Raw genomic sequence first — 13,042 nt, 5'->3', positions numbered from 1 at the left:
GGTGAACAGGTGAGCCCGTCGCGTTTGTCGCAGATGAGCTGTCCGCCAGTGTTATGGTTGCCGCCGTGGCAACAGGGCTGACAACCGGAACCCGCCTGCGGATGTGGTGGGTGCGCACCGAGTACTGGCTCGCGCGCACCATTCTTCCCGACGTTTACGCCAACGACGCGCTGGTCACGTTCAACAACTATCACGCGTTCCTGGACGATCCGGACTTCCAGCGCGCCTACCGGCGCGGCGCCCGCTCCCTGGGCAAAGAGGATTGGTACCGGTGGCAGTGGCGCGTGCACGTGGGTCTGTGGGCGGCCGCCAGCGCCAGCAAGCTCGACGGTGACTTCGTGGAATGCGGCGTGAGTTACGGGTTCTTGAGCAGCGCCATCATGGAGTACCTGGACTGGGACCGGCTGGGCAAGACGTTCTATTTGCTCGATACGTTCGCCGGGATCGACCCGCGCTTTGTCACCGAGAACGAACGCCGGGCCGGGGCCTTGGAAGTCAGCGAAGACCACCTGCGCAACGGGATGTATGCCAGCGGGGTCGAAAGCGTCCGCGCGAATTTCGCGGAGTGGCAGAACCACCGCATCATCGTGGGCGCGGTTCCCGAGACACTCGACGAGGTCGACGCGACGGCCGTCGCCTACCTGCACATCGACATGAACTGCGCCCCACCGGAAGTCGCCGCCCTGCGGTATTTCTGGCCGCGGCTCACACCCGGAGCGTTCGTGCTCCTGGACGATTACGCCAATCGGGGCCGCGACGAACAACGTCGCGCCATGGACGCGGTGGCGAACGACCTGGGCGTCAAGATCTGCGCCCTGCCCACCGGGCAGGGCTTGCTGATCAAGCCGGCGCGCTGAGGACGCGCTTCAGCCGGAACCCTTCTCCCGCGCGGCCTTTTCCAACAGATCGGCGGCCCTTGCGACACTGTCGGCGGGGGTCGTCATCCGTCCGGCGAGTTCCCGGGCACGAATTGCGTACTCCCGGGCGAGGATCTCGCGGAGGTCCGACACAAGCGATTTCTCTGTGGTCCGCGAGAAGCGCCGGGCGGTTCCCACCTTGAGTCGCTTGACCTGATTGCCCCAGTACGGTTGGTCGGCCGAACTCCACAGGATCAACGTGGGGACGCCGGCACGCAGGCTCGCTGCGGTGGTGCCGGAACCCCCGTGGTGAACGACCGCGCGGCAGGCTGGGAAGATCGACGCGTAATTCACCACCCCCACCAGCTTGACGTGCTCGGAATGTGACACTTCGCTGAAGTCGGTTCCGCCGAAACACAGCAACGCCCGCTCGCCCAACGCCGCGCACGCCGAGCTGATCATCTCGACTGTGGCGGAGGGCGATTCGAGAGGGATGCTGCCCGAGCCGAAGCAGATCGGCGGCGACCCGCCGGCGATCCACGACGCCACGTCCTCGTCGGCGTCGGTGGTCAACTGCATCGTCAGCGCACCGACAAAGGGCCGTCGGTCGCCCCATTTCGCCCATTCGGCGGCCAGGCCGGGAAAGCAGACTTCGTCATAGGCTTGGATCTCGAGCGAGCCGCGTTCGGCGATCCGTTGCGGCGAGGATTTCGTGGCCGCGGGCAGGCCGAGTTCGCGGCGCTGTTCGTTTTCGACCCGCTTCGTCGAGCGCCAAAACAACCACTCGACCGTTTTCATGCTGGAGCGGAACAGCGGCGCCGGCACGCGCGGGACGAGCTGTCCGTTGGCCCGCATCGGGAAGTGATGCAGAGTGGCCAGTGGAATGCCGTAAAACTCGGCGACGTTGGCGGAGGCCTGCTCGAAATTCAGGCCGGTACAGAGCAGGTCGGCGCCGGCCGCGAGCGATGTCAGCGTCGTACTCACCTCGCCCCAATACCGGATCAGGGGCTCCCACACCTTGCGCATCAGTCTGATCGGGCTGCGGACCGTCCAGATGCTCCGGAAGAACTCCGCCCACATGTTGCGAAGGAACTCTTCGTCGAGAAAATCATGCAGTTCCGGGCCGTACGGGACAGCCGCGAGCCCGGCGGACCCGGCGAAATCCGCCAATTCCGGCGGGACCGCCATGGCCACCTCGTGCCCTCGGCGCAGCAGCTCGCGGCCGACAGCTGCCAAAGGCTCGACGTCACCGCGCGTTCCGTAGCTTGCCATGGCAAATCTCATTAGGCCCTAGCCTCGCAGTCGCCGCGCGTTGGCGAGGTGGGGGGTACCGGTCGTCACCTAACCCGTCCCGATCGCGCGAAGTTTTCCAGAAGGTCAGCGGTCTTGGTGATGCTGTCCGCGGGCTTCGTCATCCGAGCGGCCAGCTCGCGGGCGCGGGCGACGTAGTCGGGGGAGAGGATCTGGCGCAGGTCGGCCACCAGCGACTCGCGCGTGGTTTGGGAAAATGGGCGGGCGACACCGACTTTCAGCCGGTCCACCTGGCCGGCCCAGATCTTCTGATCGCTCATGCTCCACAGGCTCAGGGTGGGCACTCCGGCGCGAAGGCCCGCGGCCGTGGTGCCCGCGCCGCTGTGGTGCGCCACAGCCCGGCAAGCGGGAAACACCGCAGCGTAGTTGACCACGCCCACTACCTTGACGTGGTCTGGATGAGCGACGCCACTGAAATCGGTTTTGCCGGAGCACACCAGCGCCCGCTCGCCCAACTCCGCGCAGGCCTCGCTGATCATGGTGATCGTCTCGGCGGGTGAATCGACCGTTGTGCTGCCAAAGCCGAAGCAGATGGGCGGTGTTCCCGCCGCGATCCACGATGCGACCTCGTCGTCGACGTCCGTGTTCAGCTCCATGGTCAGCGTCCCGACGAAGGGGCGTTGGCCGTTCCACTTCAGCCATTCGTCGGCCAGCCCGGGGAAGCACACTTCGTCATACGCCTGGATCTCCAACGCGCCCCGGGCGCCCATCCGTTGCGGCGCCGGGCCCTTCGCCTTGGGCAGTCCGAACGCCCGGCGCTGCGCGTCCTCGGCCCTCTTCGTCACCCGCCACTGGACCCAGTCCAGCGCAGCCATCCCCGAGCGCACCAGCGGCGCCGGCAGGTTCGGGGCGAGCTGGCCGTTGGGCCGCATCGGGAAGTAGTGCATGGTGGCCAGCGGAAGGCCGAGGTATTCGGCCACGTCGGCGGCGATTCCCGGGAAGCCCGGGCCGGTGAACACCAGATCGGCACCCTCGGACAGCGATGCCAGCGTCGCGCTCATTTCCGCCCAGGAGCGGACAAGCATGTCCTGGGCTTCCCGCCATCGCCGTCTGCCCTCGGGGAAGTTCCAGAACTTGGCGAGGAAGTCGGTGTCCCAGAAGCCCTCCTGCTGATCCGGTCCGTAGGCGGCGGCCGTCAATCCGGCTGACTCGACGAGGGCGACCAGGTTGGGCGGGACGGCCATGCCGACTTCGTGCCCGCGGCGACGCAGCTCGCGAGCGACCGCCGTGCAGGGCTCGACATCGCCGCGGGTGCCGTAGCTTGCTAGGGCGAACTTCATAACGAATCCTTTCGGCGGTCCCGCCCGTCGGCTGCGGCAGGGGCAATCATCTCTGGTTTGTATTCCTTGGGCCGGCTGTTCGTCACTGATCGAGTAGAAGTTTCATGTGGCTACCGCCTTTAGTCGACGCCGCCACCGCATACCCCTACATGGCTTATGCGCCCACCCGCCTGATCACTTCAAATTGCGGAAGAACATGCCGCGAGCCGTTTGCTATAAGACTGCGCCATCAAATCACGATTGTTCTGCTCGGGGCAGTGTTGCGTTTGTGCATCTTAAGAGAGCTTTCTTTCTGCCCGAAGGGTAGACCGCTATGAGCCCTTACCGCGATGAGTCCTGAAACGCTGGGCTATGTTGCCAGCGTGTTTTACTGTTCTTCGCAAAAGTACCTTGATTGCGAGGAACCTAAAAAACACACCCAGCATTCCCCTTGTGTGGTAAGCAAATCGAAGCTTAGCCTCGAGTTGGTCTTTATCATAGCTTGCCAAGACGGTGGCTGGATGCCTGAGCGGCAGAGATATCTCTTCCGCTCTCAAGGTTGCGTATATCTGGTCGTACTTTGTGTTTGTATGCGTTGCTTCGGAATCTAGACCGATATTCCTCGCAAGGTTTTGAGCTGGAGTCACGCAAAGTCCCGAATTGGCCCACATGCTATAGAACCACTGGTAATCCCATGTATCTAACCGGCCATTGAAAATAGTGAACTCGATGACGGATTCCCAATAGTAACGCTCACGCATCTTCGGAAAATATTGGTCGAATAAATTTCTATCTCTGATCTCGGGCCAGTGCGTCATTTCCAGGTCATAGTTTAGCCAAGCCCGCCTCCAGGTTGCCCAGCCCCACATTACGTGCGGATACCGCGAGAAGTAATAGCTATCGGTTGTTTCGGCTTGTCCGAACAGGTGATTCTGACCCGAGATCATCATAATTCGCTCGTCATATTCATAGCGATCTAGGAGGTCCGCACAGTAGTCGAAGAACGACGACGAGGGTAAGCAGTCGTGCTCTAGGATTATCGCTCTGTCTACGAGCTCAAAGGCCCAGGTTAAACCCGACGAGATCCGGAGGCGGATGGTCATATTGGTGTCCGCGAAGTTCCTGTGGACTTCGCAGTCCCAGTCAACTTCATCAATTATCGAACGCGTTGCTGCGCATCTTTCCGCCTCTCCTGGCCTGTCTGGCCGTGGACCATCGGCGATCACAAGGAGCTTCCTGGGCTTCGCCGCTCTGATCTTCTCAAACACCTGTCTGGTGGTGTCTGTTCGATTGAAGATTATGAAGATAACTGGGGGCGTTGTCATCACTGCCTCATCCCTGCAACGGCTCTGTCTGAATCGGTGGATGGAAATTCGCTCCGCGAACCTATGATTCACGAATAGGCTAGACTTTATCGATGCGTGTCGTACACGGTCAAGGCGTAAAGCCGGTTTTGCGGCAGAAGGTGGGATAGGCGCTTTCTCGCAGTGCTGGCGGCTGGCGCGATAATACAAGTCTTCGCCGCCGGGCCGTGGTTTTACCGCTTGTCGAATAGTCTAAGAGCAGATCTGAAGAACATTCTTTCCCTAACATCAAGTCAGAGATTCTCAGAGCTGAGTTGCATTCCCAAGTATGGACGGCCCCAGGAGAGATTCACGACGTCCCGCATCCGAAGGGCGGCGATGTGTTTCTTCCATGGAGCGGGGATTTCGATTACAATGCTAATCGGTCTCCAAGGGTTCGGAATTCGGAGCGTCAATTGAACTTTCCCACCCCAAGGCGGCGGATTCTGAATGATGAGTACGCTCTTACCGGCCACGTCCTGGGTGCCATAGTTAATGAAATTGTGCTGCGAAGCGGCCCAGCGCGTCAGATCCGCGCGCATTTTCGCTGCGACTTCCGGACTCCACGAGCCATAGAATTTTTGTTCAGAGATGCATATGGGCATCAAATCGTCGTTGCACACTGCGGCCCATACTGCAGCGGCTACTCCCGGGGTGTGAACGGCGCGGAAATCATCGATTGCGACCACGCCAAAGTCATTCATTAGCCTTCTGGTGTTGGCAACGTCCATGCCGACTACTTCAAATAGATGGCTACCATCCACGTGAGCAAAACGAAGCGACTTTGTCTCAACCCGCTCCGTAATATTAGAAGATAGCTCGTTGATGATTTCCGGTAGTTTTTCGACCCACTTTAGATAGTTTTGTTCAAATTTCGTGCGATTGAGACCTTTATAGGACTGCGAGTTTTCCTCGGCATTTTCGGGATTGGCGCCCGAATAGTCAAATATATCGCACACGATTGCTTTTTCTTGCGGCTTAACGTGTCGCCCTAGGACGATAGCGCTCTTACCGAAAAGCGCCCCGATTTCAAGTAGGTTACCGCAAATTCCTCGACTGCTCTGCATCTGCAAGATTTGATCGAAAAGCAGAAAGTCTATATCCCAAAATGCACCTGGGACTGAGCGTCTGTTTCCCCAGTAGGTTTGAACGCATTGAGATGGAATTTGGGTCTTCATCATCGTAAACTCTCACTGTTCGTGGTACGGCCGGTCCGTAGTTGCATTGAATCAATGGGTATGCTGGATGGCGCGCCGCTTGATTGCTGCCTGAGTGGGGCGATCTCCATGGAGACCAACTGCCCGATCATGCCAAAGACTCGGTGCTGCTGGGGCTGAAACAACATCGGCTCAGCGTTGTCAATACTGCTCCCATCGCAGGATTCAGGGCGTTGGGCTTCCCGCGTTGGACGCTACACCTTTCTGGAGGCCCAAATCGGCAACTTGGGCGGGGCGCGTAGGGGCGGTAAGCCCCGTCCGAGGCAGCGGGTCTACCTCCGATGTATTGACCATGCTGACGGCGCACTCGCGCAAGGATCAAGTGGTGCAGCTGTGGATTCCCATGACGGATCGGCGTGCATCGCCGTTGACGCAGCAGCTTGAAGGTGGCGCTGCCGGCTGGGGCGCCTTCGAGTTTTGTGCTTCGACGTCACGGCCGCCTTACTGCCCAGAGCGCACCGACTGGCTGCGCAGGACAGGGCAAACCCGGGGTTTCGGCAGAACCCCATCGGGGCCCATAGTGTGCACCTCTTCTGCACTAGTATTGAGCGATGCCGACGCTCGGTCGTAGCACCCAACCAGGTATGTCATGACGCCACTGATGCCGTGCCCAATGCGCACGGATGAGCGTTCACCTTCAGAAATGGGAGCCCGGTGAGACGCGCGCTCATAACCGGCATCACAGGCCAGGATGGTTCTTATCTCGCCGAACTCCTCCTGAGCAAGGGGTATGAGGTGCACGGACTCATCCGGCGAGCGTCGACCTTCAACACGTCGCGAATCGACCACCTTTACGTCGACCCCCACGACGCGAGCGCACGGTTGTTCTTGCACTACGGTGACCTCACCGACGGCACCCGTCTGGTGACCTTACTCAGCACAATTGATCCAGACGAGGTATACAACCTTGCAGCACAGTCCCATGTACGCGTGAGCTTTGATGAGCCAGTGCACACCGGAGACACCACGGGCATGGGATCAATCCGGCTGCTAGAAGCGGTCCGCCTTGCAGGGGTCGAGTGCCGTTATTATCAGGCCTCTTCTTCGGAGATGTTTGGCGCGTCGCCGCCACCGCAAAATGAGCAGACGCCCTTTTACCCTCGCTCTCCTTATGGAGTGGCCAAGGTCTACTCGTACTGGGCGACACGCAACTATCGAGAAGCTTATGGGATGTTCACCGTAAACGGTATTCTGTTCAATCACGAATCGCCCAGGCGTGGTGAAACATTTGTGACACGGAAAATTACACGGGCCGTAGCACGTATCAAAGCCGGCTTACAGCCAGATGTTTACCTGGGGAACCTGGATGCCGTCCGAGACTGGGGATACGCACCCGAGTACGTCGAAGGGATGTGGCGGATGCTGCAGGCCTCCGAGCCCGAAGATTTTGTGTTAGCGACGGGTCGTGGTTATACCGTGCGAGAGTTTGCTCAAACAGCTTTCGATCATGTTGGCCTGGACTGGCAGGAGTACGTCAAGTTTGACGACCGCTACTTGCGGCCTACCGAGGTCGATTCGCTCGTAGGAGATGCGACTAGGGCCGCCCAGTCGCTCGCGTGGAAGGCATCCGTACACACTGCCGAACTGGCGCAAATTATGGTGGACGCCGATGTCGCGTCGCTCGAATGCGATGGAGAGCTATGGATCGATAAGCCGATACTTCCGGGCTGGAATTGATTAATAATGACCGCGTCGTTTGGAGTCCTAAACCGCGAATCACCGATATATATAGCCGGGCACGGGGGACTTGTTGGCTCCGCCCTCATGCGTAAATTTCGCACCGAGAAATTTACCAATCTCCTGGTGCGGTCACACGGCGAACTCGACCTCACCGACAGGGCCGCGACATTTGACTTTGTTCTAAGGTCGCAGCCGCAAGTCATTATCGACGCAGCGGCCAGGGTCGGCGGCATCATGGCCAACAGTACATATCCAGTCGATTTTCTCTCCGACAACCTCCGGATGCAGGTCAACCTGATGGATGCGGCTGTGGCCGCGCGAGTACCGCGACTGCTGTTCCTCGGTTCCTCTTGTATCTATCCGAAGTACGCCCCGCAACCTATCAGCGAGAACGCACTACTTACGGGGCCCCTCGAGCCGACAAACGACGCGTACGCGATAGCCAAGATCGCAGGGATCCTGCAGGTCCAAGCGGTTAGACGTCAGTACGATTTGGCGTGGATCTCTGCGATGCCAACTAACCTATATGGGCCGGGTGACAATTTCTCCCCGTCAGGCTCTCATCTACTGCCAGCGTTGATCCGCAGATATGAGAGCGCCAAGGCCAGTGGCACCCCAAAGGTAACGAATTGGGGCACCGGGACTCCGCGGCGTGAGTTGCTCCATGTCGACGACCTTGCTAGTGCGTGCCTGTACCTCTTGGAGCACTTCGACGGCCCAAACCACGTCAACATTGGCACAGGTATCGACCATACCATCAAAGAGATCGCAGATATGGTTGCCGCTGCAGTCGGATACAGCGGTGAAACGCGTTGGGACTCAACCAAGCCAGACGGTACGCCGCGGAAGCTTCTGGATGTTTCTGTTCTACGAAACGCGGGCTGGTTGCCGAAAATCTCGCTCAGCGACGGCATTGAAGCAACGGTCGCGTGGTATCGCGAGAACACCGACGCAGTGCGGCAATAAACATGCGCAACTCGCCCGACCGTATGACTGGTTTTGAAATCAGTAGGGCAGGAACGCTGGGCCGGTCTGCGCTGGGCAGATAGGAAGCTAAGAACCCCGAGGCGAGGCAGGCAGCTTAATCACATGTTAGTCTGTCTTGGTGCAGTTGTTTCGCCGTGGTGGTCTGATCGCACGTAACACAACCTTCCTGGTGTCACGCCCCTATTCCGAAAGCGGTCTGAAACGCCAGTTTGTGAAGCAGCTTGAATCACGGAATATAGATCTCGTTTTGGACGTTGGTGCAAATTCTGGACAGTATGCAAGCGACCTTCGAAGAGCAGCTTACACTGGTCGCATTATTTCGTTCGAACCTTTATCAATGCCCTTTTTGCAGTTGCAAAACAATGCATCAAAAGATCCGTTATGGGACTGCTGGAAATGTGCCCTCGGCGACGCTGATGGCATCATCACGATAAATGTCGCGGGTAATGCTGGCGCAAGCAGTTCGGTTCTACCTATGCTGAAAAGCCATCAAGAGGCTTTTCCGCCAGCTAATTATATAGGTACAGAAGACGTGCTGATACGACGCTTGGATTCTGTGGCACCAGACGTCTTAGGATCTGCTGATCAGTTTTTCTTGAAGATCGATGTTCAGGGATTCGAGAGGCAGGTGCTCGCTGGGGCAAAATCAACCGTGGCTGATCGCTGTGTCGGCATGCAGCTCGAACTATCGTTTTTTCCTTTATACGAAGGAGGCATGCTCTTCCGTGAAGCGCTTGATCTCGTGGAATCTTTCGGCTTCACGCTGATGGGCTTGATCCCTGGCTTCGCGGACCCGCGCGACGGACGGATGCTCCAGGCGGACGGCATTTTCTTCCGAGAAGCCGGTTGACTCACAGGCCAGTCCGGCACTTCGTAATAATGAAGGCGCGGCGCGGAGCTACGATCAAATCCGTGCGACAGATTGTATGTATACAGAGATGCGCCGGGTTAGCCGCTGATAACGGGATTGAGTGATGACTGCACCAATGTTTTCGATCGTCGTCCCGACGTTCAACGCGGCGGCGACCCTTCGCGCGTGCCTCGACAGTCTAGTCCGACAGACATGCGACGACTTCGAAGTAATCCTGGTCGATGGCGAATCGACTGACGGAACGCTGGGGGTCGCGGGCAGTCATGCCGACCAGCTCCGTGGCCGCATGGTTGTTCATTGTGGTCCCGACCGGGGCGCATATGACGCCATGAACCATGGTATTGGCATGGCTAAAGGCCAATGGTTGCTCTTCCTAGGCGCCGACGACACATTGTATGAAGCCGAGACCCTGGAGAACGTGGCGGTGTTTATCAACGAATGTGGCTACAGTGACCTGGTTTACGGCGACGTAATTCTGTGCTCAACAGGTTCTCGACTCGGTGGTGCCTTTGATCTCGATCGGCTTCTATTTGAGACAAACATTTGTCATCAAGCGATTTTCTATCGGAAGGAGCTCTTTGCCGGCATCGGGCCGTACAATCTCCGCTACCGTCTTTGGGCGGACTGGGACTTCAACATCCGCTGCTTCTCTAATCCGGCGCTCATCACACGCTATATGAGCGTCGTCGTCGCAAAATACAACGACGTGACTGGGCTCAGCGTTAGTGAAGACAAGGAGTTCAAAAAGCGACTGCCGAACTCAACGCGGTTCGTCTTGAGAGTTCCGTTGACGTCACGTCGGACACTGGACCTGAGGTGGGGCCGCCCCTATGCACGGAGCCCGTGGCGGACAAATTGATCTGCAGGACCTGTTGAGGGCCCCAACTTCGAGTTTCGACGGGACCTCGACATGCGGAGCGACTGGCCGTCGACCGGCTCTGGTAATTGAGGATTGGCACGCCAGAAGCACCTATAGACACCTATAGAAATGCGCGCATTACTCCCGTATCAGCTAGTGGTAAGCGCGCGGCCGGCCAAAACGCCCATTGCCGGTGCGAGCACCCGAGCATACTCGGGCGTCAGATGGAATTCGTCCCCGTATACCAAGGAATTGCCCACGATGGGCGGGCAACGGGTGGCGGTGCAGAATAGCTCGGTGATGTTCGCGTATCGCCCACCTGCGGCTCTGGTGGCGGCGCTCTCTGCCGCCATGCCGGATTCGTTGACCGCCGTGGATCTTGCTGCCGAGCAGACAGTCGCGTCGTCTAGGTGGAGTGACAAGCAGTCCGGCACCATCGACTGCAGATCCGGCGTCGGCCCCAACACCAAGGCATCGGCGCCAGTGCCACGAAGCTGCCCCACCAGACGGGTTAGGCTGTCGAGCCATGCCGGCCCATATGGCGGGAAGCCTGATCCGCCGTCGTGGCGCAACATGCTCACCACTATTAACCGCGGATGCTCATTCCGGAGTCGGGCGACGATCTGACTACGCCAATGCTCGCACTCGGTGTAGTTCCGCTGAACGAAGACTTTGAGAGGCAGGTCCAGCATTGGGCAGGCGCCCTTGGTGAGAACCTCCAGCCGCCAGTGCCGCTGCTCGGCAACTTGCTGGAACGCCCAACTCCAACTGAATGCGTTCGAGTCGCCCACCAGGGCCACCGTGGTATCCGAAGCGGTGTCGCCCGTCGCACATTCGGGTTGGTCGACTTCTATTAGGTTGCGGAGGCAACTCGCTAACCCAGGTGGCACTCTTTCGCGTGCTGCATCGGCAAGCGGTGGGTCCAAGTTCGACGGGACTGCTTTCATGTCGACAGACGCGGCAACCGCAGCTTGGACCTGCGCAAAAACATTCTGAATTGCCGCGTCGTAGAGCTCAACATTAGAGCCCGTCGGGGGAGGCCCCGCCGTAACACGCAGCGCCGGGGCCGAGGGGCCGTGACCGACCGGGTTGGGCACGATCACCAGCAGCGCGACGCTCACACAGACCGCGAGCGCGGTCGCGCCACCGCCGAGAGCGAGACTGCGGCCCGCCGATCGACGCAACGAAGCGGAGTATCGGAAGGGATTCTCGATCAGGTGCAGTGTGAGCACTGCCAAGCCCAGGGAAACGACGACAGCTGCCAGCCCGTCTAGTGGCCCCATCGGGCGGCCCAGCAACGGGGTTGCGAGCAGCAGCACCGGCCAGTGCCAGAGATACCATGAGTACGACACTCGGCCAACGGCTCGCATCGTCCGCGATGCCAGGACGCGGCCGCACCCGAAAGAGGTTGGGGCGCACCCGGCGCCGATCACCAGCGCGGTGCCCATAACCGGCAGCAGTGCGGCGATACCCGGATATGGTGTGGTCGCGTCCACCTGGTTGCAGGCGAGCAAGATCAGTACCAGACCGCCCCATCCGATCATTGCTGCCGCGAATACCGGTAGGCGCTGCCACCAAGTTGTCGTTAGCGTGACAATGCCACCCACGGCCAATTCCCACGCTCGGGTGTGTAGGGAGAAGAAAGCGACGGGAGGTGCCTCGGAGGTGGCTACCAACGAGAAGGCGAACGACACGGCTCCGACAAGCGCGAGGACCAATAGGTAGGCCCTCGCCGAGGGCATGACGCGCGCGGCGCTGGGGCGCCGCCGTGCACGGCGGACTAGCCACGCCGTTGCAATGATCAGCGCCGGCCACACCAGGTAGAACTGCTCCTCGACGCCCAGAGACCAGTAATGCTGGAAAGGCGAAATCGTGTTCTTGCTTATATGGAAGTAGTCAACTCCTTCTCGAGCGAACCGATAATTGCCGACATAGAGCGCGCTGGCGATGCCGTCGAGGAGGACGGGCTTGACTTCCAACGGAGATAACAACATGGCTGAAGCGATGGCGGTGACGACCCCTACCAAAGCCGACGCCGGCAGGAGTCGGCGGGCCCTAGCGCCGTAGAAGCGGCTCAGCCGGACGGTTCCGGCGGTGGTCGCCTCACGCCAGAGCAATCCGGTAATCAAAAAGCCCGAGATGACGAAAAAGACGTCCACACCGACGAACCCGCCGCCCACTCCGGGGGAGCTGCAGTGATATAGGACAACGGCCAACACCGCGACGCCGCGTAACCCCTCGATGTCGGGGCGAAATCCCGTATGCTGCGGACCCGTCGTGGGACCGGAAGGATTCGTTTTACTGTCCGGCACGGTCAAAGGAGAGCTTCGGGATCGAGGATTTTCTCGAATCCGCCGCTCACCGCTTGATGTCAACGGTTCCGGCAATCTGCTTGTCCCTCTCCGTGACCCCATCGTCGATCTGTGCTTCATGCTGAGGTGCTCGGCTCACCCGCTTGAGAGCGGCCCATAGACCATAGCGCTCAAGGGAGAGGAAGTGTCGGCAACCGCAAAATTGGCGCGGTCCCGATGACTGGCGATCTGGCGGCTTGCAGACTCCATATGGCCAACCGCGATTGCCTTGAGCAGTGCGTTCTCCATTGCAGCGACCAGTCTCGCAAGACAGGATGCCGCATGGGAGACATCCTCGTCCTCCCGT

General features: G+C 59.5%; 11 protein-coding genes. 5 read left to right on the top strand and 6 right to left on the bottom strand.

Translation table 11 applies throughout. The features are described from left to right. Positions 1 to 53: 53 nt before the first annotated feature. The gene (locus HMPREF0591_RS26305; RefSeq protein ID WP_040624124.1) at positions 54 to 857 is read left to right on the top strand and encodes a TylF/MycF/NovP-related O-methyltransferase; all 804 of its coding nucleotides are present in this window, start codon (positions 54 to 56) and stop codon (positions 855 to 857) included. 9 nt (positions 858 to 866) lie between these two features. On the opposite strand, the gene HMPREF0591_RS26300 is transcribed toward HMPREF0591_RS26305, so the two are convergent. From HMPREF0591_RS26300 to HMPREF0591_RS31520, 4 genes are all read right to left on the bottom strand, one after another. Next, positions 867 to 2,141 (bottom strand): glycosyltransferase, encoded by a 1,275-nt coding sequence (locus HMPREF0591_RS26300; protein ID WP_007171808.1) that lies wholly within the window; start codon positions 2,139 to 2,141, stop codon positions 867 to 869. A gap of 53 nt (positions 2,142 to 2,194) precedes the next feature. Next, a complete protein-coding gene (locus HMPREF0591_RS26295) occupies positions 2,195 to 3,448 on the bottom strand; it encodes a glycosyltransferase (protein ID WP_007171807.1) in 1,254 nt (417 codons plus the stop codon). A 311-nt stretch (positions 3,449 to 3,759) separates the two neighbouring features. After that, positions 3,760 to 4,752, bottom strand: coding sequence for a methyltransferase type 11 (locus HMPREF0591_RS31525; protein WP_244269119.1), 993 nt, complete (start codon positions 4,750 to 4,752; stop codon positions 3,760 to 3,762). 272 nt (positions 4,753 to 5,024) lie between these two features. Next, positions 5,025 to 5,948 (bottom strand): class I SAM-dependent methyltransferase, encoded by a 924-nt coding sequence (locus HMPREF0591_RS31520; RefSeq protein WP_244269118.1) that lies wholly within the window; start codon positions 5,946 to 5,948, stop codon positions 5,025 to 5,027. Positions 5,949 to 6,641: 693 nt separating this feature from the next. Between HMPREF0591_RS31520 and gmd the strand changes: the two genes are divergently transcribed. From gmd to HMPREF0591_RS26275, 4 genes are all read left to right on the top strand, one after another. Next, positions 6,642 to 7,664 (top strand): GDP-mannose 4,6-dehydratase, encoded by a 1,023-nt coding sequence (gene gmd, locus HMPREF0591_RS26290; protein ID WP_040624122.1) that lies wholly within the window; start codon positions 6,642 to 6,644, stop codon positions 7,662 to 7,664. 6 nt (positions 7,665 to 7,670) lie between these two features. After that, on the top strand, positions 7,671 to 8,633 hold the full coding sequence (locus tag HMPREF0591_RS26285) for a GDP-L-fucose synthase family protein (protein ID WP_040624120.1): 963 nt from the start codon (positions 7,671 to 7,673) through the stop codon (positions 8,631 to 8,633). A 139-nt stretch (positions 8,634 to 8,772) separates the two neighbouring features. Then, positions 8,773 to 9,504, top strand: coding sequence for an FkbM family methyltransferase (locus tag HMPREF0591_RS26280; protein WP_040624117.1), 732 nt, complete (start codon positions 8,773 to 8,775; stop codon positions 9,502 to 9,504). Positions 9,505 to 9,628: 124 nt separating this feature from the next. Then, positions 9,629 to 10,384 (top strand): glycosyltransferase family 2 protein, encoded by a 756-nt coding sequence (locus HMPREF0591_RS26275; protein ID WP_040624115.1) that lies wholly within the window; start codon positions 9,629 to 9,631, stop codon positions 10,382 to 10,384. Between the two features lie 149 nt (positions 10,385 to 10,533). On the opposite strand, the gene HMPREF0591_RS26270 is transcribed toward HMPREF0591_RS26275, so the two are convergent. Further along, complete coding sequence (locus HMPREF0591_RS26270; RefSeq protein WP_007171800.1) at positions 10,534 to 12,816, bottom strand: acyltransferase family protein; 2,283 nt, start codon at positions 12,814 to 12,816, stop codon at positions 10,534 to 10,536. 15 nt (positions 12,817 to 12,831) lie between these two features. Then, the coding region (locus tag HMPREF0591_RS33545) for a hypothetical protein (RefSeq protein WP_007171799.1) at positions 12,832 to 13,042 on the bottom strand (211 nt) is incomplete at its 5' end.

This window comes from Mycobacterium parascrofulaceum ATCC BAA-614 (assembly GCF_000164135.1).
GTDB lineage: Bacteria > Actinomycetota > Actinomycetes > Mycobacteriales > Mycobacteriaceae > Mycobacterium > Mycobacterium parascrofulaceum.
Note: the sequence above shows the minus strand (reverse complement) of the source record. Positions and strands in the feature narration are given on the sequence as shown.